A 24,245-nucleotide genomic window follows, 5' to 3' on the forward strand; every position below is an offset into this window, starting at 1 on the left:
TTCACGCGTCCACGACCAGGTTTCCGGTGGACTTGGCCTGACAGGCCAGAATCACTCCCGACGCTTTTTCGGCCGCCGAGAGGGCATCTTCGACCTCCATTATGACCTGGCCTTCGCGCAGCGGCACTTTGCATCGGCCGCAAGTTCCCTGACGGCAATCGTAGTCGATGGTGACCCCTAGTGCTTCCGCCGCTTCCAGCACCGACTGGTCCGGCGCCAATGGACTGGACTTCCCCGACCCCGAGAAGGTGATCGATGCATGTGCGGAAAGCGCGGGAACAGGCGGTGAGGCGTCGGTTCCGGTTTCTGCCGAGGCCGAGGCCGAGGCCGACGCCTGCGGCAACGCTTCAGCTTCCAGTACCGGTCCGCCTTTCGGGGGAGCGAAGTCCTCAGTTTTGACTTGTTCGGAAGGCACTTTAAGCTCTTCGAGCGCGGTCTTTACCGCTGCCATCATGGGTGGGGGTCCGCACAGGTGAATGCGGCGGCGAGCTATGTCCGGAACGGTCGAGGCGATGAATTCGGCCGTGATATAGCCAACCGGGCCCGTCCACTCTGTGCCCTCAGGCTTGGCGACAACGGAAGCAATGTGCAGCCGGGGGTGACGCCGGGCGAGATAGTCGCATTCCTCGGCAAAGATCAAATCCGCAGGCGTATTCACTCCATAGAGCAAAAAGACGTCGTAGGCGTACGATCGGTCGGTTAGGCTGCGCAATACACTCATCATCGGGGTTATACCGACGCCGCCAGCAATCAGGACGATTCCTTCAGCCTCTTCGCCGGTGAAGAAAAACCGGCCCGCAGGCGCGGCGATCTCGAGGAGATCGCCGGCGAGTGCGTGATCGTGCAAATGGCGCGATTCCAGGCCATTCTGCTCGCGTTTGATGGTCAGCTCGATATAGTCGCGTTGGGTTGGCGACGATGAGATTGTATAGGATCGTCGCACCTTCTGGCCGTCGATCTCCGACGTGATGGTGGCATATTGCCCCGGCAGGAAGCTGAAGGGAATGGCCCCGCCACTTGGCTCCATCAGCCGGAAGGTCTTCACAGCGGGTGTTTCCTGGAAGATCGCCTTGATCCGCAAGGTACCCTTCCATGGCTTTTGCTGTGCTGCGGCAGGCGAGGACGGCATGGTGGTTGGCGGCGGGGGCGGACTTGCGGGACCGGTGGTTACCGGAGCTCCCGAAGCCAAACGCTCGACAAGCCCGGCAACACGCCGGCGCCGGGCGTTCCATGACAGCAGCGCTGCCGCGACTGCAGCGGCAAGGAGTGCCATTGCGATCAGGTGCCACCATGACAGACCTGCAAGATCGCCATGAGTCGGCATCTGTTTGTCTCCTCCAATTGCAGTCTCGGTTTTGAACCAGCTGAGCGCCATATCGCGGGGCGCGCGTTCCTCGGCGAGCCCCTTGAGCACGCTTGCGCCGCTCTCCGCGAGCGCTATATTCTCGCGTGCCCGTGAAATGGCCGTGGAAGCGGCGGCAAAATCGTTCATGGACATTGCATGGTGGATTTGCGTCTGCTGTGTCGAAAGCGCGACCATTCCGGCATTGAGCCGCTCAAGCGCCAAGGGGCGCACGGCACTGCGTGCGTCGTCGGTCAGCGCCGGCCATTCCATCAGGGACGCGTAATAGGGTTTTACTCCGCCCATGCCGCAGCAGCCTGCAGCCATACCGCCCGGCGATGAGCCGGCCGGAGCCATCATCTTCTGCATCATCTGAGCCATTGCACCGCCCGCAGCCGGGCTGCCCGAATTGCCGGGCATTTGCGCGGCGCTTCCTGGAGGAGGGATAGCTTGCGACGATCCGGCAGCGGTTCCGGGATGATGGGAGGCATGCTCGGCTGCGGGGTCCTGCGCCACAAGCGGCTGTGCCGCCACAAGCGCCAGGCCGGCCAAGAGGATTCGCGGGCGTCCAGCTACGCGCCGGGAAGTTGCTCTGGTTAGAGAGTTAAAATGGACCTGCAACGCCCCGATCCTTCATTCATTGGTGTCATTACGTCGAACTGATGCGCGGGGCTGAAGGGATCGAGCTGGACCGACCGATTTTCGGCCCCCCTTGGCGGCGTAATTGAGATACGACAGTTAACCATGCATGCCCCGGGCAAGGCGATCGAACCTGAATTGCGCGGGAAGGGCGCTTTCAGGTTCGATCTGCCTCACGGTGCAACCCGTGTCCAAACGGACATAGACAATAGCGCGCTCGTCGGATCGACAAGCCTGCTTACATATCCTTCATGGGTGCTGCCGGGCTGTCGCTCGGCGACGGGCTGGCTCCTGGCCCCATCTGTGGGCCCATCTGGTTCCCTTGGCGCATGGAATCATGGTCCATTTTCTGGCGGTGACGCTCAGCCATATCGTTTGGCATCGTATCCCCGCTTGCACGGTTGGCATCATCAGCTGCGCTGGCCGCGGCCTCGTTACCGGTTGCAGCCGGTGCATTGGTCGTTGCGCTCGCGGTAGGCGTTGCTGTTGTATCGCTGGCCTTCTTGTCACAGCCGGCAAGCAAGCCAGCCAGTGCAAATGCACCAATCGCCGACGCGGTGATCTTGGTAAACAGTGTCATGACGTCTTCTCCTTGTGATGTAGTGAGTGGAGCCGCCGAGGCGAAGCAACGACCTGCTGCCAGCCTCGGCGGCTCCAGGCGGCTATTGCTTGAGAATCTGCTGGCAGCGAGCATGCGACAGGTTCATCGGATTGATACCCCGTCCCTTCATTTCGTTATGGTCGTGGGTCTGCCCGACGCCCATCTCGCTTTCCATTCTCTGACAACTCTCGACCTCTGCGCTCGTCGGCGGAATGGTTGCGCAGGCGCCCAGCAGGCTGGCCGGCAGAAGAGCCAGGATCATTGCGTACCTCATGTTAATTCCCTCCTTGTTGTAAGAGTGGTGGTCCTCTCCATCTTGCTCGTTTTTTGTTCTTTCGACCCGAGTTCCACAAAGTCCCCATTTGAGAGGAAATCGAGGATCGGGCAGGCATCGGTCGCGGCATCCTGGGGGCAGGCATCGGCCAGCTTTTGAAGAATCTCGCGGATGTGGCCGAGCCGCTCGACCTTGAGTTTGGCTTGATCCAGTTTGGCCAGTGTCACGGCCAGAATATCCGAGGCCTTGGCATGATCGCTCGCTTTCAACTCGAGCAGCGATTTCGTTTCGGCGAGGGTGAAATCGAGCGATTGGGCGGCACGGATAAACCTCATCCGATCGACATCCGACTGGTCATAGAGCCGGTACCCCGAACTGGTGCGCTCGGGGGGCGATAGCAGACCGGTGCGCTCGTAATAGCGAATGGTATCCCTCGGTACATTTGCAGCCTGGGCCAATTCGCCGATTTTGAATCGAGTCATAGCCGATCACATTCCAAAATAACCCTTGGACCATGGTCCAAGGTCAAGAAGGATTCTGCGCCGGAACTGCTCTGAATTGTCGTCGTCAGTTCAGGAGTGCCAGCTCAGGCATTGCGGCGGTGGGCGTGGAAACAGCCGTTTGCTGTCTCCACGCCCTGCGTTTAGCGCCGAGTGCGGCGCAATTCGACAATGTCGTGTACGGCCGGAGCGCCATCGACGACGCTTACGTGGGCGAAGTGAGCGTCATAGACGTGGTCGATACGGACATGACCAGTCCGTTCCCGGCGAAATGTCGGGCCCGCGCCTTTATTGCCGGGGCCTGGGTTCTGCACGACCTTGTAGGCATCGAGAATCTGGCCAACCGTCGCCCCATCTTCGCTGCCGATGCAGACGACCTTGCCTTCTGCTTGCTCGCCAACGATCGAGCCGCGCATGAACCAAGAGTGGCCGACGCTAGCGGCAGCTACGGGGACGGCGCCCAGCATGGCGATGCTGGCGATGGCGAGAGAAATTTTGGTCTTGAGCTTCATTTTCGGTCTCCGTGTGTGAAAGTGGTTGTTCGCCTCTCCGGAACCAGAGACTATGGACCCTACTCCCGGTTCTATATCCGCAATGTCCCCAAGGTGGCGAAGCTGCGCAAACCGCCAAATTGAGGTACGCTTCGACGATGACCGGCATTTGTTCCATGTGCTCAGACGGGTCGCTGGCGTTGCCCTGAGAGCTTGGCTACAGCACCTGGGTGGTGTTGGGTGGTGTTGGGTGGAGACCTTGACTTTGGCTGATTTCGACATGCGGGCTCGACAACTGATCCAGCGCTGGAAAGAGGATCCCAACGCCACCTACCAAAGCTGGTTTTTGTGGGACGAACGCCTGAAGAACTTCCGTTCGATCCGTCGCGGTCTTGCCCAAGTCGTTGACGCTATTGAGGATGGCAGTTTTGGCGTGGCGTACCGCGGCTCTTCGCTCGAGACCGTGGTCCATTCAATCGCCGAGCAGCGGCAGATTTTCAAAGGTGCCGACCACGCCTTTCTCTGGAAGCCGAAGCTGCGGATACCCGACATCTACGAGAACCCGGTCAACCAGCGCGCGTTTGGACAGCTACTGCACCATTGCGCCTGCTGCGATACCGCCGAAGAGGTTGTCGCCGGCATTCACGAGATCGATGCGCTGAAAATAAAGGGCTTGGGCCCGGCGGTTGCCAATCTTCTCTATTTCTTGCACCCGACTCTTGTACCCCCGTTCAACACGGCTATCGTGAACGGGTTTAACAAGCTGACTGGTGCGAAAGTCAAACTTGGCAGTTGGCAGCACTTCCTCGCGATGCGTTCCGGCATGTTGGACCTCAATGAGCAGTTTCGGGATCTGCTGTCCAATGACCTCGGGGCAATCGGAGGTTTGTTGTTCGATATTGGTTCCGGAAGGTACCCAGCGCCACCCCGTGACGATGTAGACGAAAAACCTGGAAACTGGATTGCGCGGCTTGAACAGGCACGCATTGAAGCCGCGGCCCTAAACAAGCCGCTCGCCAAACAGGGAGAAAGTGACCGCACGCACTCGGAGATACAGGCCTGGCTGAGAGACCTCGGCCATGCACTCGGATATGATGTCTGGATTGCGGCGAACGATCGCAGCCGCCTGCATGATGGCCGCAGACTAGGCGAAGGGTGCCTGACGTCATTGCCTGAAACTATTACGACCTCACGCGGCGGTGATGCCATTCGTCTGATCGATGTGCTCTGGTTGGACCAGGGCGCTGCCACGGTGGCGGCCGCTTTCGAGGTCGAGCATTCAACGTCGATTTATTCGGGCATTGTGCGTATGCTGGACTTGGCCTTGAGTGGCAGCGACCTTCACGCCTCGGCCGGTCTTTATCTGGTTGCCCCCGATGCGCGCGAAGCTGAAGTCCGCGCCCAGGTATCCCGGCCCGCATTCAGCCGCATAGCCGATCTGGAAATTGCTTACCTTTCCTACGGCGAGCTTGAGCGACATAAAGACGCGATCTCGCGATTTGGCTCGGGCCTCAAGGCCATAAAATCGATCGCGCGGCCTTTGCCTTGACTACTTACATAGCTGAAGCCGGCGGTGGGAGCAGACCCAGCCACGCAACAAGACCCAGGACCAGCAATGCGATTGTGCTTTCCAAGGCGAGGCTTCTTCGCAGCGATCGGACTGCTGATCCGGTATCCCCGGTCTCCATAGCGGTTGCCAGCGCTGGCGTATAAACAAACCGGTTCGCTCCGGCCAGGACGAGCATCAGGGCGAAGAGCATGAGTTTGACGAGCAGGAGTTGCCCGTAGAGCGTCGTAAACAGGTCGCCAAGATGGGCGGGCCCGACTAATATCCAGCTGTTGACCAGGCCCGATGCGATCAAAGCCGCGACCGCTCCCGAGCCGACGATGCCAAATCCATGCAGTGCCCGGTGCGACAGCACAACACGATCGTGGCTCTCGTCAATCGGCGGCATGAAAAGTAGCAGCAGCATTGCCAGCAAGGCACCGATCCAGATCCCGGCGGCCCAAAGATGGAGAATATCTGCGCTGAGATGGACCCATCCGGTCAATCCCTCGTCCGCAGCGCCATGTCCCGCCCAGGCAAGCGTCGCCAATGCTATTGCGCCACAGAGCGAGGCCGTCTGCAGGACAAGAATTGGTCGCCACCTGAGCAGCAAAGCGCACAGACCGCTCGCCACAAGTGCCAGCAGCCGAACCAGCCATGCGGTACCGATTGACGTCCCTGTTATCAGCATGGTCAAGGTCGCGCGATCGACTTCGGTGATCGGCACGTCCGCCATCGAAGCGGCAAGAACCATCATTGCTAAAACCGACAGCGCTATACCGAGGATTGATCCCCAAGCGAGGATCGATCGAAATGGCAGGACCGAGCCAGTTGCCCGTTCGGCTCCGCGAAGTGCATAGAGCCCGAACAGCGGAAGCCCAAAAAGCGCCATCAGGTCGAGGTAGAGCCCCGACCTGATGGCTATGGAAACCGCTTCCGTCATCAACTTAGTTCACCTTGAAAGTATAGGTACCCTGGATCCGGTGCGTGTCGGCAGACACAACATGATAATTGAGCTTGTAGGTACCCCGCGCCAGCGGGCGGGCCAGCGCTACGACGAGGGTCTTTCCGTCCGGCGCTACCGTCGCAGCCACGCCATTGATCTTCATCGGTCCCATCTTCATCCCCGGCATTTCGGTCATGGTGAGATCGATGCCGGAAAATTGCCCGACAAGGTTTTCCGAGAAGGTCAGTTGGATGCGGGTGGGTGCTGCGACCGTAGCATTGGCCGCAGGCGTAGCACCGATGAGGCGCGGATGTGCCATGGCGGCGGTGGCCGAGAATGCAGCCGACGTAAGCGCCAGGACATAGAGTGCTTTGCGAAACATTATCTTCTCCAATGATGCGGAGGTTTCCGCCAACACTGATTATTACGCACGGCAAACGACGACCCCTCATGGCGAAAACAAAAAAGTCGGCGCAGCCCGAACATTTTGTTGCGATTGCGGGGAGTGCAGCAAATTTTTTGAGGGCTTCGCTCCCGCGCCGCGTATTTGCTAGTAGGTCAAGACAAAACTGCGTTGTGTCAGGCTTTTTGAGTAGGAGTCGCCACATTGCTTGAGCGAACCGGCGATGCTGGCGCTGGCCGTGAGGATTGGAGAACGGGCAATGACGAATGACCTTGATGTTTTGCTCCGTCGTTTGCGCGAGGAGCCGCTCCCTTCCGGGCTCGACCGTCTGGACCAGATGGTGTTCGAGCGTTTGGCATTGATCCAGCAATTTCCGCCTGAAGCGCTCAGACGGGCGAGCTTGTTTGCAATCGTCGGGGCAGCCCTGCTCGGCATGGCAAGCAGTGCGTTCTTGCCCTCGGAGGCGGCCAGTTCACCTTTGACATCCTTTGCGCTGGCAAATCCTCTTGCCCCATCGACGTTGCTATTGGGTGCGCGATGAACAAGCGTGCCTTGTTCCTGATCATTTTGGCCGGGTTCTCCGGCGCCCTGGGCGGGGTATTAGTTGGTCGGCAAGTTTCCGCTCCGCCTGAGGCAGGTGCTGCGCTCCATCAGCTTCTGCACCGGGATTTGGATTTGGACCCGCGTCAAAATGAGCAGATTGAAGTGCTTGAGCGTCAGTTTTCGGTCAAGTTGCAGGCGCTTCAACTCGAGATGCGCGCGGACAACGCGCGGCTCGCAGCGGCTATCGAGGCCGAACACGACAATGGCCCCCAGGTGGTTGCTGCAATCACAAGGAGCCACGAGGTCATGGGCGAGCTGCAAATTGCAACGCTTGGACACATCTTCGCGATGCGGAAAGTGCTTCGTCCGGAACAGGCAGATAAATTTGACCGTGCCGTAGTTCAGGCGTTGACCGCCGACGTGCGGTGAGCATCGACTTTGCTACCTGTACCGACGGAGAGCTTGCGGCGCTTACGCTGGCGGGCCGCCAAACTGCCTTCGCCGAAATCCTGAATCGGCATCGAAAGCCGATCTACCGTCTCGTCCGCGGATTGGTCGGGGACAGCGAAGAAGCAATCGATTTGACGCAGGACTGCTTTGTCGCCGCTTATTCCCATCTGGGATCCTATGATGGGAATAGGCCCATGCGGGCGTGGCTGTCCCGTATCGCCATAAACAAATGTCGCGACTGGCGCCGCCGACGCTTGGTACGCCGCCTCTTTTCCGGGGCCGAGGTCTGGAGTGAAGAGGAGGTCAGAGCAGTACCCGATGACGGACCATCAGCTTTTCAGACGCTGGCAGCAAAGGGGGAGCTTGGCCGCCTGACCAAGGCGATCGACCGGCTACCATCATCGCTTCGCGAAGTCCTGCTGCTGCGTACTGTAGAAGGATTGAGTCAGGCAGAAGCCGCCGCAGTTCTCGCAGTCAGCGGTAAGGCGGTCGAAACGCGCCTGCATCGCGCCCGGACGCGTCTTTCCGAATTTCTCGGCGATCGTTGAGGGAAAATGGGAGTTCGTGCGTAAGGCATTATGAGTGGTTTCTGTCCCCGGCTCAGGGGACCTGTTAGCGATCGAGAGGGAACGATATGCGCCGGGCGCTGAATCGCCGTGCTTTTATTCGCAATGCAACCTTGGCGGGCGGCGGTTTCGCGGCTTCGGCATGGTTCCCGGCTTGGGCCCAGTCGGGATCGGCGGGAATTGTGAAGCCGCTCCCGACTCTGGCAGGTAATGACATTGCCTTGCGGATTGCACACCAGGTGATGATGATCGATGGTCACCAAAGCCATGCGATCGGGATAAACGGTACCGTACCTGCGCCCTTGATACGGCTGCGCCAGGGCCAGACGGTTCGCCTGGCTGTGACCAACGATCTTGAGGAAGACAGTTCGATCCACTGGCACGGCCTTTTGGTTCCCTTCCAGTTTGACGGTGTGCCAGGCGTCAGTTTCCCGGGCATCAAGCCAAGAAGTACGTTTGTATATGAGTTCCCGGTCGTCCAGGCCGGAACGTACTGGTATCATAGCCACTCGGGCCTTCAGGAGCAGCTTGGCCATTATGGTCCGATCGTAATCGATCCCGCCGGCGAGGACCCCATCCAATCTGATCGAGAGCACGTCATCGTGCTTTCTGATCACAGTCAGATGCACCCGCACGCGATCTATCGCAAACTCAAGCAGGTTGGCGGCGGCTATTTCAACCACCAGAGGCAGACCTTGGGTGGCCTGGCGAAGGGTGAGGATCAGCCGCTCAAGGACCGTCTTGAGTGGGGCAAGATGCGGATGGATCCTGCCGATATCTCGGATGTGACCGGTTCGACCTACACCTATCTGGTCAACGGGCACGGGCCAAAAGACAACTGGACGGCGCTGTTCCGGCCGGGTGAGCGTGTCCGGCTTCGCGTTATCAATGCCTCGGCCATGACCACGTTCAACGTCCGAATTCCCGGCCTCAAACTCAGTATCGTCCAAGCCGATGGACAAAATGTCAGACCGGTCGAAGTCGATGAGTTCCAGATCGGGGTTGCCGAGACCTACGATGTAATTGTCTCGCCGTCCGACGATCGCGCCTATACTCTCGTTGGCGAATCCGTTGATCGCTCAGGCATGGCCCGGGCAACGCTTGCCCCCAGGGCTGGAATGGCCGCGGACGTGCCAAACCTGCGCAAGCGTCCCCTCGCGACCATGAAGGACATGGGTATGGACATGGCCGCCATGGATCCAGGCGCGGCCCAAGCAGGGGGCACCCCGGCAATGCCGGGTATGGATCACGCGGCCATGGGGCATGACATGACGGGATCCGCAGCTGGCGGGATGGCCGGGATGGATATGGGGTCAGGTCAGTCTGCTGGAGGCATGAACCATGGCTCGGCAGGGAGCGCGGCACCCGGCGGAGCTGCCGACAGCTCGATGGCTGGCATGGCCATGGGTTCGATGAGTATGCGGGATCCTGCCAATGCACCGCAAGTCAAAATGGGTCCTGGCGTGCAGACAATTTCTCCGATGCCGATGGATCGTACCGGCGAACCAGGGCAAGGGCTCGACGACGTCGGGCATAAGGTCCTTGTCTACCGCGATCTGATGGCCCTTGAGCGCAACCCCGATGTCCGTGCGCCCGATCGCGCCATGGAAATCCATCTGACCGGGAACATGGAGCGCTACATGTGGTCGTTCGACGGCGTGAAGTTCAGCGACAAACGCGAGCCCATTCCCTTTCTTGCGAACGAGCGCGTGCGCGTGACGCTTGTGAATGATTCGATGATGTCTCATCCAATTCACCTGCACGGACATTTTTTCGAACTGGTCACGGGCCACGGCGAGTTTTCGCCGCGCAAGCATACGGTCAACGTGCAACCGGGCGGGAAGGTAACGTTCGACTTTACCGCTGATGCCGTGGGCGATTGGGCGTTCCACTGCCATATGCTTTACCACATGCATGCCGGGATGATGCGCGTTGTCTCGGTCCGTCCGCGAGGAGAAGCATGATGCGCTGCTTTCATCTTTTCGCTGGCGTTGCTGCCTTTGCGGTCCTTGTGACGGGTGAGGCGCAGGCCCAATCGATGCCGGGCATGCCGGGCATGAACACGCCACATGTCGCAGTCCCGGTGCCTAAAAAGAAGGCAACGAAGGCCCCACCAGGGGCGAATAAACGAAGGGCTGTGGCGAGGCCCCCTGCAAGGCGCGCGCGAGCCCCTGTAGCACATCCCGCAGCTCCGGCTCCAGTAGACCACACGGGGCATGACATGTCAGGGATGCAGATGTCTGCGCCGTCCGCCGAGACTCCCGTAGTGTCGCAATCCGGCGAGCATGCCGGGCATGATATGTCTAGCATGCCCGTCATGGCTCCGTCTTCCCAAACAAACGGCGCCGCAGCTGACGAAATGTCCGGCATGGATATGTCGCAGGGTTCCGGATCGGCCCTGGACCACAACATGGCCGACATGCCCGGAATGAAAGATCGGCACAGTGGGGGAACAAGCCTTTCTGCCGGTGAAGCGCCGGCTCCGGCACCGCCGTCAGATCACTATGCCGATCGCGTGTACGGGCCTGCTGCCATGGTGGATTCGCGAAGCTCGCTTCAGCGCGAACACGGCGGGACCAGCACTTCTTTCGTCTCACTGAACATCGCTGAATATCAGGTCAGGAATGGCAAGGATGGGTATCGCTGGGACGGCGAGGCCTGGTATGGCGGCGACGTCAACCGCCTTACCTTGAAGAGCGAGGGAGAAGGCGAGTTCCGGGGCGGCAAAGCGTTCATGGAAACCGCGGAGATCCAAGCGCTTTATAGCAGGGCAATCGACCCGTACTGGAACCTGCAGGCAGGGGTCCGCTATGACTTCAGGCCCGATCCGTCCCGGACATATGCCACGATCGGCATCGAGGGGGTGGCACCTTACTGGTTCGAAACAGAAGCGGCAGTTTTCCTGTCCAACAAGGGAGAAGTGCTTGGCCGTATCGAAGGGTATTACGACCAGAGAATCACCCAGCGGTTGATCCTCCAACCGCGCGTAGAGATCAATTTGTCGGCACAGGATGTTCCGGAAACCCGCATCGGGGCGGGCATTACCAATGCCGAGTTTGGCCTCAGGCTGCGGTACGAGCTGAAGCGCGAGTTCGCGCCCTACATCGGAATTTCGTACGATCGGCGTATGGGCCGAACGGCCGACTTTGCACGGGCGGACGGCGAGAATGTTTCGGCGACAAGTTTCGTCCTCGGTGTACGGACCTGGTTCTGAGTCCCGTCCGCCATCGCTTCCATGTCAGGTCGAGCCGACTGCACCGCTGGCTCGCGCTCATTATTGGCACCCAATTGCTGCTCTGGTTTGCAAGTGGTCTGCTGATGAGTGTCCTTCCGATCGAAAGGGTGCACGGTGATCACCTGATCGATCGGTCGGCGCAAAATATCACGATCGATGCTGATCATTCCGCGCTCGGCAGGATCCTGCAAACGGTAGGTCGTCCAGTCCGGGAAGTGCGGCTGCGCAGTTTGCTCGACAGACCGGTGGTCGAAGTGGAAGGTGTCGACAGTTCCTTGCAGCTCTTTGATGGGCAGAGCGGTCACCGACTTTCTCCGCTAAACGAACAGTGGGCGCGGTCGATAGCCATGGGTGTCTATCGCGGGGCTGGAAAGCAGCCCCCTACGGCTTTGCATATTGCTCAAGCATCGACGGAATATCGCGGGCCACTTCCAGCTTGGCAACTGGCTTTTCCGGACGAAGAATCGACCCGAATCTATGTATCTGCAAACACAGGGAGAATTACAGCTGTCCGAAATGGGACTTGGCGGCTCTATGATTTTTTCTGGGGACTTCACATCATGGACTGGAAAAACCATGAGGATTTCAACACGCCTTGGTTGATGGCTTTTGCGGCAGGCGGTCTGGTTTTGGCATTGTGTGGAACAGTGCTGCTGTATTTCCGCTGGCCAAAGAAGCGGCGTAAACCCAAAGCCCTTTGACCACTCCAGTTTATTTTCCCCCGGCATTCACGACGAGGAATTTGACTAAGTAGCGTTGTCAGATTTGATATAAAGCAAAGAATTTCTGAAAATTAAGAGTATCTCGCGCAAGCACAGAAGCGTAAAAATGTTTTTACCTTCTTGATACCTGGAGCGTACGATGAGGACATCTTCAATTCTCGCAGCATTGCTTGCATTCGCCATCCCTTCTGCAGCAATGGCTGCCGCGGACATTGCCGTTCACAGAGATCCCGGCTGCGGATGCTGTGAGAAATGGGCTAACCAGGTGCGCCAACAGTTCGCGCGCCGGGTTGTCATCATCGACGATCTACAGCGCGTGGCGTTTCAGCGCGCGAAAGGCGTCCCAGGCAGACTTTCGTCCTGCCATACCGCGATCGTTGATGGCATGGTATTCGAAGGACACGTGCCCATCGCGGATATGAAGCGGGTGCTTGCGCAGCGACCTCGCGGCGTCGCCGGCCTCGCGGTTGCTGGAATGCCAATGGGATCGCCGGGCATGGAAGTGCGCGGGCAGGCACCGCAACCTTATAATGTGATCGCATTTGGCCCAGGCGGAGAGAAGGTCTTTGCCCGCCACGGCAGGTAAAGTGGCCCGTCCGTACGCAGAATATCAGTACGCCATAAGCTTTGGCGGCTATTCCTATCCGCTCGCTCACATGCCCTCGGCACGACGCAAGCGTCAGCTTGTTTGCGCCTAATAACCTGGGCACCTCCATCAACCCGTTGATATAAGCGGATTTGGGGAAGCGGCGTTGGATTTGACGTGATTTCAAGCCTCTTGGGGCTCGATATCGGCTGTTTTCGGTGGTTTTCCTTTCTTTCGGACGCAGCTATCCTGTCGCTGCCCGTCGCTCGTGGAATATCAGGCGGTGCATGTTGTAGGCGAGGTTGGCGAGTGCGATCTTGGCCTCGGCGCGCTTGATACCGATGGTGCGGATGAACAGCCCCATCTGGTCCTTCTGCCGGGCGAAGACGTGCTCGACGCGGGCGCGGACCTTCGATTTGACGGCGTTGGCCTTGGCGGTGCGCTCGGTCATCGGCCTGCCGCGCGGTTTCTTGCGGTGGATGCGGCTGACCCGGCTCTGCCGCTTGAGCCACGCCTCGTTGGCCTGGCTGCGATAGGCGGTGTCGGCCCAGACATCGGAGGCGGTGTTGTCGCTGCTGACGACGTCGCGCAGCATTTTCCCGTCAAAGCGCGCCACATCGGTGACCTTGCATTTGCGGATGAAGCCGAAGGTCCGGCAGATCGACACGCTGCTCTTGTAGCCGAAGCTGGGGATGGCGATGTCGATGCCCGGCCTGCCGTCAGATAAGGGGCTTGGCTTTGACGAACTTCAGCGTCCAGCGCGCGTCCGTATCCTTTTGCGCCGCCCGGGCAGGCTCGTCAGGCCATATCTCGCTGGCGGTCTTGCCTGCCTTGATGGCGTCCTTCTCAGGCGCGGTGTTGCGCTGCTTGGGCGCAGCCACCAGCGTGGCATCGACGATCTGACCACCCATGGCGAGATAACCGCGTTCCTTGAGCTGCCGGTCGAAGTCTGTGAACACCGCGTCAAGCGCACCCGCCTCGGTCAGCTTCTCGCGGAACAGGCGGATCGTGTTGGCATCGGGCGTGGCCGCGCCAAGGTCAAAACCGAGGAAGTGCAACCAGCTCAACCGGTCCCGGATCAGATACTCCATCCGCGCGTCGGCCACGTTGTTCTGCGCCGCCAGCACCAGAACCTTGAGCATCGCCACCGGATCATACGGCGGGCGGCCGCCCTTGGCACCGTCAGCATAGGCCAGCGCCGCAGCCAGTGTCGGACGAAAAGCCTCGAAGTCGTTGATCCGGTCCAGTTCTTCCAGCGGATCGCCATGCGCCGACAGCCGCTTCAGATGTTCCGACAAACCAAACAATCCCGCCTGACGCATCGCTGTCCCGTCAGGAAGACTGAATCAAATCAGGCCGGAAATGTCGAGGGGTTGTTGGAGGTGCCACCTTGTCGAGCAAATACTTGCTGCAGACATCTCCCGCAAGCGGCATCCGTAACATTCCTCATATCGCTAGCAGATGCAAAACTCCATTCCTGCGGGCGATCAGCACGGGTCCTTACGCAGTTTTGGTCCCAATGCGAAACAAGGAGTGCAGACGTGAGCAAGATTTTCAATCGTACGGTCATGGTTCCGGTTATTTCCGCCCTTGTGGCGTTTGGTGGTGGCTACGCAATCGCCGACGAGATCCCGCCGGGAATGAAGGATCTTCCGGCAAAGCCGCAAGCCGCTGCAACGACGGGCCAAACCTCCAATCCGTGCGGCACTGCGACACAAGCGGCGCATCGAGCAGGGATGCGCCATGGTGAGCGTGACATGCACGGCACGATGATGGAGGAACACCAGATGGGCGCGAGCGGATCGCAAGCCATGCCGATGGGCGGTGGCGGTATGCAGTCCGGTTGCGGTGGCAAGGCCGGATGCGCCAAGGATATGCCCAAGGGTTCGACTGGCGGCTCAATGGCACCAAGCCAGGGTAGTTCTCCGATGCCAATGAATGACATGTAGCAGCAACATTCACTAGGTGGGCCGGCAAAGGAAAACTGCCGTCCCACCTGGTCGACGTACTGACCTCGCTCGGCTCAGCAGCGCGGTCATGCCTGCGGTCTAATGGCACCCCTCAAAATTCTGGACAGACCATCACAATGCATGATTTGTACCGTGTACCGCAACCCGCTGCCAAGCTCGGACGTCGGCAGTTTGTTCAGGCGCTTTCCTTGGTAAGCGGATTGTGCGCCGCCGGTTTGGCTTGGAATCCAGCCAACGCGGCACCGGCAATCAGGCGGTCTGAGGAGCTCAGCGGCACGGAATTCGATCTGGAGATCAGCCGGATACCGGTGAATTTCTCAGGACGGACCCGGTTCGCCACCGCCGTCAATGGCACGGTTCCGGGACCACTGCTGCGCCTTCGAGAGGGCGATACCGTCACGATGCGGGTCAAGAACAGTCTCGATGAAATGACCAGCGTGCATTGGCATGGTATTATCCTACCGACAGACATGGATGGTGTGCCCGGGATCAGTTTCAAAGGCATCGCGCCCGGAGAGACATTTACCTACACGTTCGAGCTTAAGCAGGCGGGTACGTACTGGTATCACGGACATACTCTCGCCGAGCAGACCGGACTATACGGCCCGATCGTAATCGAGCCTCGATCCGGGCCAGGGACAGCCGCGGATCGTGACTATACGGTTATGCTCAGCGACTGGACGGATGAAGCGCCTCTGCAGGTTTTTCTCAATCTCAAGAAGATGAGTAGCTATTACAATTTCGCCCAGCCAACGGCAGGCGATTTTGTCTCCGATGTGTCGAAGCTTGGTTGGACGGCAGCAGTGGCCAAGCGCGAGATGTGGAACAAGGCGCGCATGAATCCGACGGATCTCAGCGATATCTCGGCAGCGACCTACACCTATCTTTGCAATGGGAGCAACAACACTCGCAACTGGACCGGGATTGCGCGCAAGGGCGAGCGGGTGTTGTTGCGTTTCATTGGCGCGGGCACTGCGACTTTATTCGACGTCCGCATTCCTGGGCTGAAGCTGACCGTGATCGGCGCCGATGGTCAACCGGTTGAACCTGTTGACGTTGATGAGTTCCGCATCGCGCCGGGCGAGACCTACGATGTTCTGGTGACGATCCCCGATGACCGGGCTTATACGATTTTTGCGCAATCCATGGACCGGTCCGGATCCGTGCGCGGCACGTTGGCTCCGACGGAGGGAATGGCGGCGGAGGTCCCGAAGAGGGACCCGCGCGCGTGGCTCGACCCGATCGACATGATGGGGGCCATGGGCGCCATGACGGGCGGGGAGCACGACCATGGCGTTGTCCAAAAAACTGAGGTCGCCCATCACGCTCGCACCGAATATGGCCCCAATGTTGATATGCGGGTCGACTCTCCCCGCATCAACCTCGACGATCCCGGCGTGGGCCTGCGCGGCACGGGACGCAGAGCACTGACCTATGCTGACTTGCGGACGTCCGGTGGGGCAATCGACCCACGCTCACCCGAGCGGGATATCGAACTCCATCTGACCGGCAACATGGAGCGCTTCATCTGGTCGATTGACGGCGTCAAATTGAATGATTCAAAACCGCTGCATTTCAAGCCCAACGAGCGTCTACGGATCATCCTTGTGAATGATACCATGATGACCCACCCGATGCATCTTCACGGCATGTGGAGCGACCTGGAAGACCCGGGGGGCAATTTCCAGGTCCGCAAGCACACCATATCGGTGCAGCCGGCACAGCGCATTGCCTTTCGCGTCACAGCCGATGCCATGGGCCGATGGGCGTTCCACTGTCACCTCCTTTACCACATGGCGGCGGGCATGTTCCGTGAGGTTGTCGTCGCATGAACCGGACCCTTATCATCGGCGTCGCGGCCATTTCGACGTTTATGGCCGCACCCCGGGCCTGGGCTCAAACCACCCAGGAACAGCCTGCAGCGCATGACCAGCAAACGCCGCCAGGCATGGTCATGCCCGACCCACAGCAGCCCGCTACGGCCAGTCCGCGGCCTTCCGATACGACTATGGCCGGGATGGACATGGGGGCGATGCAAAGTAGCAAACCGGCTGCCGATGCCCGTGACACCGACGCCTATTCGGACGGCTATGTGAACTCGACACTGCCCGGATACGAAATGGCAGATCGCCTGTCCGTATCGAAGGTGCTTATCGACGAAGCAGAGTTCACGACTAACAATCAGGGTCAAGGTTTCAGTTGGTCCGGTGCGATCAGCAACGGCCCCGATAACAACAAGCTCTGGCTGCGCAGCCAAGGCCTGAAGCAAGCGGGGGAGCAGCTCGATCCGGAATCTTCGGTCGAGGCGATGTGGTGGCATGCCCAGCGCCCCTATTGGGGGAGTCTGGTCGGTGTGCGGCAAGATATAGGTCCTGGCGCCCATCGCTGGCTGGCTGCAGGTATTGAGGGTCTTGCCCCCTACTGGTTCGACATTCAGCTGACAGGCTATGTCGGTGACGACGGCCGCTTGGCGGCGCGGCTCAAGGCGACCTACGATGTCCTCTTGACGAACCGGCTGATTGCTACCCCGCAACTTGAGACGAATGTTTATAGCAAGAGCTCAAACGACCGCAAGTTGGGGGCAGGGCTGAGCAATCTCGAACTAGGCTTGCGCATCCGCTACGAAGTTGAACGCAAAATTGCGCCTTACATCGGATTTGTCTGGGAGCGATCCTTCGGCAAGACAGCAGATTTCAGGCGTGCAGTCGGTGAAAATCCGACCGAACGCCGCTTTGTCGCCGGCTTTCGCATTTGGTGGTAACATGTCCGAATATCGAGGCGGTTTGCTTTAATATTGCGGAAAAGGGAGGCTGAAATGCTCGATCGGCGTGCGGTTATAGGTTCGGGCGCTGCGCTGGCAGGGGTGGCTCTGACCAGCTCGGCGGCAGCGGAGGCGACGGCCTCTGGGCGAGACTCGATGGGGGCGATGAACTTCGATGCATGCGTTGACAAATGCATGGCCGCCCATCGCCAGTGTGTCGAAACTGCCACTTATGCGATCGGGCAGGATCGTTCGGCGGAGTCCGCGAAGCGTATTGCCATTCTGCTCGATTGCGCCGAGCTCTGTCAGGTAACAGCCAATTCGATGCTGCGAAAGTCGTCGCAGCACGCGCTGCTTTGCGAAGCCTGTGCCCGCCTCTGCGAGAACTGTGCCGAGGCATGCCTCTCGAAAGACAGCGATGCCGTGATGCGCAATTGCGCCACTATATGCCGCGACTGCGCCCGTGCCTGCCGTGATATGGCGAGTATGCGGATGTGAGGAGTCTGCAGAACCGAAATTGAGTTAGTCGTTTCCGCGTTCTGATGTGCCTGGGTGTCAGCAGGAGCACTGGTCGTTCGCGGCGGCATCGAGCAGACGTCTGATCGATGCCAGCAGCATGTGTTCGCCAAATGGCTTTTCCAGGACATTGGAAAAGCCGGCGGCAATTGCCCGATCCGCCAGTTCCTGCGAATAATGCCCGGTGATCAAGATCGCGGGCTTTGTCCAACCAGCAGCGCGCAAGGCTGTCAGCATGGAAATACCATCGATATCGGGCATGAAGTAATCAACCACGAGGCAATCGCTCTGATGCGCGCCGGGATCGAGCAGCAAGGCCTTCGCCGTCGTGTAGGACCGCACATCATAGCCTTTCGATCTGAGCAACAGTTGCAGCGAGCGCCGCACGCCGACATCGTCCTCCGAAAGGATAATTCTGCAAGCACACACTTTGCCGTGCTTGGTGCTAGGGCGCATACGACCGCATTGCCTCGTCAATTTGCTTGTTGGTAGCATATGGAATGACAAGATACGGCGATGGCGTCGTTACGTATTGATCCCATGGTTTGGGAGGACGCTGACCCTGTCAGCCGATTCTAGTCCGATTTCTGTTCGTCGCCGTCGTCGTTTTTCAAGACGCCCACATCACCTGAACGGCCGAGGCCGGCAGCAAATGCTATTCGCAGGACATCGGACAAACTGATTGCGCCAAGTTTTGTCATGAGGTTCGCGCGGTGAACCTCGACCGTACGCGCCGAGATACCAAGATCATAGGCAATCGTTTTGTTGGGGTAGCCGTTCGCCAACCCTTCAAGCACGTCGCGCTCCCGGCCAGTCAAACCGGCGATCATCACGGTCGCCTCGGTAGAGCGGGCCGAACGGCCTAGTGCATCGTCAAGTCTCTCAAAGCCTTCTTCGATGGCCCGCAGCAAAGCCGCCTTTTCGAACGGCTTCTCCAGAAAATCGACGGCACCGGCGCGCATGGCACGCACTGCGAACGTTACGTCGCCATGCCCGGTCAACACGATCACCGGCATTGTTATTCCGCGCTTCGCCAATGCGGCCTGAACTTCGAGGCCGTCCATATCTGGCATGCGAATGTCGAGCAGGACACAACCTGCCTCCGCTGACCGGGCCGTCTTGAGAAACTCAACGCCCGACGCATAGGTAATCACCTTGATGCCGATCGTCTTGAGCATGAAACCCACCGACTTGCGGATGGCTTCTTCGTCATCGACAAGATGAATGATCTTATTGGGCGACATGGTCGTCCTCCGTCTGCGCTTGCATTAAGGTGAAATGGAAAACGGTGCCGCCGTTCGGCACCGCTTCGGCCCAGATTCGACCGCCATGCGCTTCGATTATTGTGCGGCAGATCGACAGGCCGAGCCCCATCCCATCCGCCTTGCTGCTGACGAACGCCTCGAACAGTTGCGGTAGGATACCGGGAGCGATTCCGGGTCCGGTGTCCGCGATGGACACGAGGATAACACCTCCGCTCATCATCTCGGTCGAGACCACTAGGTCGCGCACAGCGCTGCCGGCCATTGCCTCGATTGCGTTGCGAATGAGATTGATCAGCACCTGCTGGATCTGAACGCCGTCGACCAGGACCGGTGTGGCGGCGGGATCAAGCTTGAGAATGGCACGTACACCCCGCTCGCGAGAACCGACGAGCGCAAGCGCGCTGGCATTTTCAATCAGCTGTGGCAGATCTTCGATGTGCTTTTCGGTTTCGCCATGCGCCACAAAATCACGAAGCCGCCGAACAATGTTGCCCGCCCGGAGCGCTTCCTTGGCCGCCTCTTCCATAGCTTCGCGGACGATTTCAATGGAATTGTCACTACCGTCGATGAGCAGGTCTCGGCATGCCTCCAGGTAATTCGCTACTGCGGTCAGCGGCTGATTTAGCTCATGTGCGAGCGTCGATGCCATCGTGCCCATTGCACTCAGCCGCGAGACATGGATCAATTCTGATTGCAACTCCTTGAGCCGCAAATCGTCGCGCTCCCTGGCAGTCAGGTCGCGGATGAAACCGGTAAAGAGCTGGCGTCCGTGGGCGCGCGCCTCTCCGACCGAAAGCTCCATCGGGAAGGTCGTGCCATCCCGCTTCTGCCCTGCAACGATCCGCCCGATCCCGATAATCCTGCGCTCGCCAGTTTTGTGATAATGATCGAGATAACCGTCATGCCTGTCCCGATCGGGCGAGGGCATGAGGCAGCTGACGTTTTGCCCGAGCAGTTCCTGTTCGGTATACCCAAACAGGCGTTCCGCGGCCGCACTGAATGACGTGATCCGTCCCTGCTCATCAATGACAATCATGGCATCGGGAACGGTGTCGAGAATGGATTGGAGGTGCTCCTCACGCTCCTGGACTGCCCTTTCCGTTGCCGCCTCGTCCGTGATGTCACGGCATATCCCGCCAAACCCCATAGGCGCGCCGAATTCATCGTGGAGCGCAGTCAACGTCGTGCGCGCCAGAAACTCGGATCCGTCCCGGCGGACGCGCCAGGCTTCATACTCAATCTTCCCAGCCGCCAAAGCCCGGCTGAGTTCTTCGGCGGGATCCCCGCCCTCCGTTTCGTCGTGAGGATAGAGAAATGCAATGTGCTGACCGCGCACATCCTTCTCGATCCAGCCACTCATGGTCTCGAAGCCGGCACTCCAGAGCGTCACGTAGCCGGATGTGTCGAGCACAAAGAAACCGTAAGTGTCCGCGCCGTCGAGGAACTGCTCGAGCACCCCAGATCGAGCGGGCCTGGTCGCATGCGGTCGTTTAGTGGTCATATGACTTTCGCGCGCCCTTTCCAGGACATCTGGCACGACTGCACGCGAGGCGGATGGTACACATCCCTTGAATTCACCCTGCAATGGCCCTTGTTATAAGTTACGCATCAGCCGACGGTACCCCTCACAAAAATCAAAAAATATTCAAACTAAGCCCGCTATGACCGTTTGTGTGCCGGCGGATCGAAGCACCAGTCTTTGCTGCCTAACGATTGCGCGGCGACGACACGACCGTCCCGGTTTTCGCAATGGGCAAGATCGATACCGGCGGGCTGTGGGTCTACGTCCGCGACGACGTTCCGTTCGGCGTACCTGAGCCACCTGTCGCATTGTTCCAATTTTCCCGCGACCGGCGCGGAGAGCAAGGATTTCAGCTGGTTGATGTCGATGGTATTAGCGCACCAAGCCCATTCCCCCAACCAGCCCGCCGAAGTCCATGATTCTGGGGTAGGCACCCGGCTCCCACAGACCTTCGATTAAACCTGCGCCAGGATAGGCGACGAGCAATTCGACACCTGAATCAAGGCGCAGCGCGGTCTCACCCTCTGCGAGCCACACTCCGCCTGCCTCGAAGCACTTGTTGTCGATCGTACCACTCCCTTCGAGCGGTACTAGCCAGATAGGCCGGCCGTCGCTGGCGAGCGTCGCCTCGCCGGAGCGCTTCCAGCGCTCAAGCACGAAGGAGGCGTTGTCTGCAAGGATGGTTCGACCCAGCGCGACCTCCTTGGCAACGTACGGTGCGACATACGGCACAGGATTGCTCACCGCGATGCCATCTTCGAGGTGCAGCTCTCGCGGCCGACCATAGTCGTAAAGGCGGTAGGTCAGGTCGACATTCTGTTGCACTTCGACCAGCGTCAGGCCCGGCCCGATCGCATGGACGGTGCGCGCGGGCGAATAATAGACATCTCCCGCCTCGACCGCCTTCCAGTCGACAAGATCCTCGATCGTGCCGTCAAGCGCGGCGCGGCGAAGTTCGTCTTGGGTCATGGGTATCACCGTCCCTATCGCGATGGTTGCACGCGGTTCTGCGGCAAGTACCACCCACGCCTCATCCTTGCCGCGCCGATAACCGTGCGCCTGCGCCGCCGTATCGTCGGGGTGAACCTGGATCGACAGCTTCTCGCTGGTGAAGAGATATTTTATGAGCAGCTCGGGATCGCCGGGGGCCTCGAACCATATCTCGCCGACGGGGTCGTCGCCTGGCGGCACGCTGCCAAAGCACGGCCACAGGTTGGTCCGCCCCCAAGGTTTCCTTACCCGCTTGGTGGTGAGGCGGATGGCGGGCATGGCGGGCTCCTTCAACCGAGGGTGGCGAATATCAGGGTGAGCGATGCATCGCGCGTGTCATTGAGACGTCGCAGGGCTCATGCCACTCTCCTTGTGGAGAATTCGAGAATTTGCGCATTGCCTGTCCGGTCCGACCGCCGCGCTGTTCGCGTTCAGCTCAACCCGATTACGGTCAGGCGCAGGCTGGAAAAATACACTCGAACCTGCCAGTCTTCGCGGCAATCGCTCTATTTTGTGCGCGGCGATTCCGGCAATCCGCTCAAGCGCTTCCATCTGCGGAATGTCGCACGGAAATCGCCCGTACGATTCTGTGCGTTCGCCCATGCTGGGACCGGTCCATATTTCCAAATCATACCCAGATGCTCGAGGAGGATGAACGCACATGCCGACGATCAGCTTTTCGTCGGCAGCGAGTCGCAGAAGCTTGGCAAACATTATCATCTCCTGTGTGTTTGAGGGCCTATCTGCTGATCAGGAAATCCAGCCACGATCTACCTCCGAGATCCTGATTCGGCGAGAATGACCAAATCGAGTCCATAAGTCCTTACGTATTGATCCCCTGGCCGGTTCTGCCTGAAGAGACCTTATTGTTATGTGCGGCACTGAAGTGGTTACGTAAAAATCCCAATTCAGCGCGAAGGCACCGTGCCCTACCGACGCGACAGTGCCATCCACCGAGGGCGAATGTCGGACCAGGACAGGCTCGCGCAATTTGGCGCTCGCGTCTTTATTGATCAGCGCGGATTATTCGAATGGAGACCGATCAGCATGACCGCACGCGCAAAGCTGAACTTCTATGATCGCGTTCTTCGGCCGGATCCATCGCGCACCGTCGTCCGTCCTTTTGAGCCGAATTATCCCAGAGATTTCGACGGCGGCACGTCGCGCACCCAGGAGACTGTCGATCTGATCGTGGCGCTCGACGAGGCTGAGTTGGCGCGTCAGCTGAAAGGCGTCACACTATCCCTGGACGAGAACCACCGCGACGTCGATGCGATGTTGCTTCGCCGGTTCAACGATATCGCCGGGCGGATTGAGGGCGCCGACCGGATCACCGTTGAGCAGCAGCGGTTGATCGGTGCCTATTGCAGTGAAGAATTTGCATACGAGGCCGCTGCGCTGTTCAACCCAAGCGCGGTACTTCATCCTGATCAGTCGGGGCTCCCTGTAGGCACCATCCGTTTCGTGATGTCGCTGCGAGGCATCGGCGAGGGGCATGTATCTTCCGTGACGTTCCGCACCGGCACATGGACGCCTGGCGGCGCACTTTTGGTCGATGATCCCAGCCCGACATCGGTATCGCCCCTCATCGATACGTGCGGGAGAGGGGAGGGCATAGCAGCACGCCTGTGTTGCGCCGGCAGTCGCACGATCTCGGAGACAGTGCTTTTCCCGGTCCTGCCGAGCCAAACGCAGGGTATCGAGGATACGCGCCTTGTTCGCTTCTGCGAGGATGATGGCAGCATCAGCTACCATGGTACATATACAGCGTTCGGCGGTGGCCAAGTGCGATCGGAATTGCTGAGCACGGCCGATTTTAGATCGTTCGAGATGCGCGTCCTGACCGGCCAGGCCTCGAGTGGAAAGGGCATGGCCCTTTTCCCTCGCCGCATAGCGGGAAAATACGCCATGCTTGGGCGTCAGGACAGCAAAAACATCTGGCTTCACTTCTCCGATGAATTGCTTAACTGGGCAGGTGGCGAAAAGCTCATTACACCAAAATTCCCTTGGGAATTCGTCCAGATGGGCAATTGCGGGTCGCCGATCGAGATTGACGAAGGCTGGTTAGTGATGACCCACGGCGTTGGTACGGTCCGCAACTATTGCATTGGCGCATGCCTGCTCGACAAGAATGACCCATCAAAGCTGCTGGCGCGCACGCCGCGCCCGGTACTGGCCCCGAGCCCGCACGAGAGGGACGGGTACGTACCCAACGTCGTCTATAGCTGCGGTGTGATCGTTCACGATCGAACGATGTTACTACCCTATGGAGTGGCCGATAGCTTCACTGCCTTTGCTACGGCCTCGATTGATAACCTCCTAAGTGTGATGGAGTAGGTCACTCGAACTGATTGGGAATTGCTGACTGTTCGAGCGG

26 protein-coding genes and 1 pseudogene are annotated in these 24,245 nt (G+C 59.2%); 14 read left to right on the forward strand and 13 right to left on the reverse strand.

Features of this window, described 5'->3' with window-relative positions; all coding sequences use genetic code 11:
- Position 1: 1 nt before the first annotated feature.
- From FHS92_RS16585 to FHS92_RS16605, 5 genes are all read right to left on the reverse strand, one after another.
- Positions 2-1,567 carry a 2Fe-2S iron-sulfur cluster-binding protein gene (locus FHS92_RS16585; protein WP_246352072.1) on the reverse strand — a complete coding sequence of 522 codons (1,566 nt, stop codon included), beginning with the start codon at positions 1,565-1,567 and terminating at the stop codon, positions 2-4.
- 652 nt (positions 1,568-2,219) lie between these two features.
- Positions 2,220-2,561: a hypothetical protein gene (locus FHS92_RS16590; protein WP_184081804.1), complete on the reverse strand. Its 342-nt coding sequence runs from the start codon at positions 2,559-2,561 to the stop codon at positions 2,220-2,222.
- An 82-nt stretch (positions 2,562-2,643) separates the two neighbouring features.
- Positions 2,644-2,844, reverse strand: coding sequence for a hypothetical protein (locus tag FHS92_RS16595; RefSeq protein WP_246352073.1), 201 nt, complete (start codon positions 2,842-2,844; stop codon positions 2,644-2,646).
- 8 nt (positions 2,845-2,852) lie between these two features.
- Positions 2,853-3,338, reverse strand: a complete 486-nt coding sequence (locus FHS92_RS16600; protein WP_184081806.1) for a heavy metal-responsive transcriptional regulator — start codon at positions 3,336-3,338, stop codon at positions 2,853-2,855.
- 161 nt (positions 3,339-3,499) lie between these two features.
- On the reverse strand, positions 3,500-3,868 hold the full coding sequence (locus tag FHS92_RS16605; protein ID WP_184081807.1) for a hypothetical protein: 369 nt from the start codon (positions 3,866-3,868) through the stop codon (positions 3,500-3,502).
- A gap of 259 nt (positions 3,869-4,127) precedes the next feature.
- On the opposite strand from FHS92_RS16605, the gene FHS92_RS16610 reads away from it, so the two are divergent.
- Entirely contained in the window at positions 4,128-5,396 is a 1,269-nt protein-coding gene (locus tag FHS92_RS16610) for a type II restriction endonuclease (protein ID WP_184081834.1), read from the forward strand.
- 4 nt (positions 5,397-5,400) lie between these two features.
- On the opposite strand, the gene copD is transcribed toward FHS92_RS16610, so the two are convergent.
- Positions 5,401-6,336, reverse strand: a complete 936-nt coding sequence (gene copD / locus FHS92_RS16615) for a copper homeostasis membrane protein CopD (RefSeq protein WP_184081808.1) — start codon at positions 6,334-6,336, stop codon at positions 5,401-5,403.
- A gap of 4 nt (positions 6,337-6,340) precedes the next feature.
- Positions 6,341-6,721 carry a copper homeostasis periplasmic binding protein CopC gene (gene copC, locus FHS92_RS16620; RefSeq protein WP_184081809.1) on the reverse strand — a complete coding sequence of 127 codons (381 nt, stop codon included), beginning with the start codon at positions 6,719-6,721 and terminating at the stop codon, positions 6,341-6,343.
- 229 nt (positions 6,722-6,950) lie between these two features.
- Here copC and FHS92_RS16625 point away from each other — a divergent pair, with 229 nt between their 5' ends.
- From FHS92_RS16625 to FHS92_RS16655, 7 genes are all read left to right on the forward strand, one after another.
- Entirely contained in the window at positions 6,951-7,283 is a 333-nt protein-coding gene (locus tag FHS92_RS16625; RefSeq protein WP_184081810.1) for a hypothetical protein, read from the forward strand.
- Positions 7,280-7,714, forward strand: coding sequence for a periplasmic heavy metal sensor (locus FHS92_RS16630; RefSeq protein ID WP_184081811.1), 435 nt, complete (start codon positions 7,280-7,282; stop codon positions 7,712-7,714). The genes FHS92_RS16625 and FHS92_RS16630 overlap by 4 nt, the downstream gene beginning before the upstream one ends.
- The gene (locus tag FHS92_RS16635; protein ID WP_184081812.1) at positions 7,711-8,283 is read left to right on the forward strand and encodes an RNA polymerase sigma factor; all 573 of its coding nucleotides are present in this window, start codon (positions 7,711-7,713) and stop codon (positions 8,281-8,283) included. The genes FHS92_RS16630 and FHS92_RS16635 overlap by 4 nt, the downstream gene beginning before the upstream one ends.
- Positions 8,284-8,369: 86 nt before the next feature.
- Positions 8,370-10,265, forward strand: coding sequence for a copper resistance system multicopper oxidase (locus FHS92_RS16640; RefSeq protein ID WP_184081813.1), 1,896 nt, complete (start codon positions 8,370-8,372; stop codon positions 10,263-10,265).
- A complete protein-coding gene (locus tag FHS92_RS16645; protein WP_184081814.1) occupies positions 10,262-11,515 on the forward strand; it encodes a copper resistance protein B in 1,254 nt (417 codons plus the stop codon). The genes FHS92_RS16640 and FHS92_RS16645 overlap by 4 nt, the downstream gene beginning before the upstream one ends.
- A gap of 38 nt (positions 11,516-11,553) precedes the next feature.
- Positions 11,554-12,237: a PepSY domain-containing protein gene (locus FHS92_RS16650; protein WP_281377841.1), complete on the forward strand. Its 684-nt coding sequence runs from the start codon at positions 11,554-11,556 to the stop codon at positions 12,235-12,237.
- Positions 12,238-12,454: 217 nt separating this feature from the next.
- The gene (locus FHS92_RS16655) at positions 12,455-12,844 is read left to right on the forward strand and encodes a DUF411 domain-containing protein (RefSeq protein WP_425506262.1); all 390 of its coding nucleotides are present in this window, start codon (positions 12,455-12,457) and stop codon (positions 12,842-12,844) included.
- Between the two features lie 244 nt (positions 12,845-13,088).
- Here the strand turns inward: FHS92_RS16655 and FHS92_RS16660 are convergent.
- Positions 13,089-14,166, reverse strand: a pseudogene (locus tag FHS92_RS16660) (transposase).
- A gap of 219 nt (positions 14,167-14,385) precedes the next feature.
- Here FHS92_RS16660 and FHS92_RS16665 point away from each other — a divergent pair.
- The 4 genes from FHS92_RS16665 to FHS92_RS16680 all read left to right on the forward strand — a co-directional run bounded on the left by FHS92_RS16665 (position 14,386) and on the right by FHS92_RS16680 (position 18,073).
- Entirely contained in the window at positions 14,386-14,793 is a 408-nt protein-coding gene (locus FHS92_RS16665) for a protein kinase family protein (RefSeq protein ID WP_184081816.1), read from the forward strand.
- 137 nt (positions 14,794-14,930) lie between these two features.
- Positions 14,931-16,646 (forward strand): copper resistance system multicopper oxidase, encoded by a 1,716-nt coding sequence (locus tag FHS92_RS16670; protein WP_184081817.1) that lies wholly within the window; start codon positions 14,931-14,933, stop codon positions 16,644-16,646.
- Entirely contained in the window at positions 16,643-17,575 is a 933-nt protein-coding gene (locus FHS92_RS16675; protein WP_184081818.1) for a copper resistance protein B, read from the forward strand. The genes FHS92_RS16670 and FHS92_RS16675 overlap by 4 nt, the downstream gene beginning before the upstream one ends.
- Before the next feature lie 54 nt (positions 17,576-17,629).
- Complete coding sequence (locus FHS92_RS16680) at positions 17,630-18,073, forward strand: four-helix bundle copper-binding protein (RefSeq protein WP_184081819.1); 444 nt, start codon at positions 17,630-17,632, stop codon at positions 18,071-18,073.
- A 57-nt stretch (positions 18,074-18,130) separates the two neighbouring features.
- Here FHS92_RS16680 and FHS92_RS16685 read toward each other — a convergent pair whose 3' ends face one another.
- The 3 genes from FHS92_RS16685 to FHS92_RS16695 all read right to left on the reverse strand — a co-directional run bounded on the left by FHS92_RS16685 (position 18,131) and on the right by FHS92_RS16695 (position 20,857).
- A complete protein-coding gene (locus FHS92_RS16685; protein WP_184081820.1) occupies positions 18,131-18,547 on the reverse strand; it encodes a response regulator transcription factor in 417 nt (138 codons plus the stop codon).
- Positions 18,548-18,666: 119 nt separating this feature from the next.
- Positions 18,667-19,335 (reverse strand): response regulator transcription factor, encoded by a 669-nt coding sequence (locus tag FHS92_RS16690; RefSeq protein ID WP_184081821.1) that lies wholly within the window; start codon positions 19,333-19,335, stop codon positions 18,667-18,669.
- Positions 19,322-20,857 carry a PAS domain S-box protein gene (locus FHS92_RS16695; RefSeq protein ID WP_184081822.1) on the reverse strand — a complete coding sequence of 512 codons (1,536 nt, stop codon included), beginning with the start codon at positions 20,855-20,857 and terminating at the stop codon, positions 19,322-19,324. Before FHS92_RS16695 ends, FHS92_RS16690 begins: the two co-directional genes overlap by 14 nt.
- A 212-nt stretch (positions 20,858-21,069) precedes the next feature.
- Between FHS92_RS16695 and FHS92_RS16700 the strand changes: the two genes are divergently transcribed.
- Positions 21,070-21,297 (forward strand): IS66 family transposase, encoded by a 228-nt coding sequence (locus tag FHS92_RS16700; RefSeq protein ID WP_425506263.1) that lies wholly within the window; start codon positions 21,070-21,072, stop codon positions 21,295-21,297.
- Here FHS92_RS16700 and FHS92_RS16705 read toward each other — a convergent pair.
- Together FHS92_RS16705 and FHS92_RS16710 are read right to left on the reverse strand one after the other, a co-directional pair.
- Positions 21,251-22,147 carry a class I mannose-6-phosphate isomerase gene (locus FHS92_RS16705; RefSeq protein ID WP_246352075.1) on the reverse strand — a complete coding sequence of 299 codons (897 nt, stop codon included), beginning with the start codon at positions 22,145-22,147 and terminating at the stop codon, positions 21,251-21,253. The two genes, FHS92_RS16700 and FHS92_RS16705, sit on opposite strands and share 47 nt — an antisense overlap.
- Before the next feature lie 57 nt (positions 22,148-22,204).
- Complete coding sequence (locus tag FHS92_RS16710; protein WP_184081823.1) at positions 22,205-22,582, reverse strand: hypothetical protein; 378 nt, start codon at positions 22,580-22,582, stop codon at positions 22,205-22,207.
- Positions 22,583-22,915: 333 nt separating this feature from the next.
- On the opposite strand from FHS92_RS16710, the gene FHS92_RS16715 reads away from it, so the two are divergent.
- Positions 22,916-24,205 (forward strand): glycoside hydrolase family 130 protein, encoded by a 1,290-nt coding sequence (locus tag FHS92_RS16715; protein ID WP_184081836.1) that lies wholly within the window; start codon positions 22,916-22,918, stop codon positions 24,203-24,205.
- The last annotated feature ends 40 nt before the right edge of the window (positions 24,206-24,245 follow it).

The organism is Sphingobium subterraneum (assembly GCF_014199435.1).
Taxonomy (GTDB): Bacteria; Pseudomonadota; Alphaproteobacteria; order Sphingomonadales; family Sphingomonadaceae; genus Sphingobium; species Sphingobium subterraneum.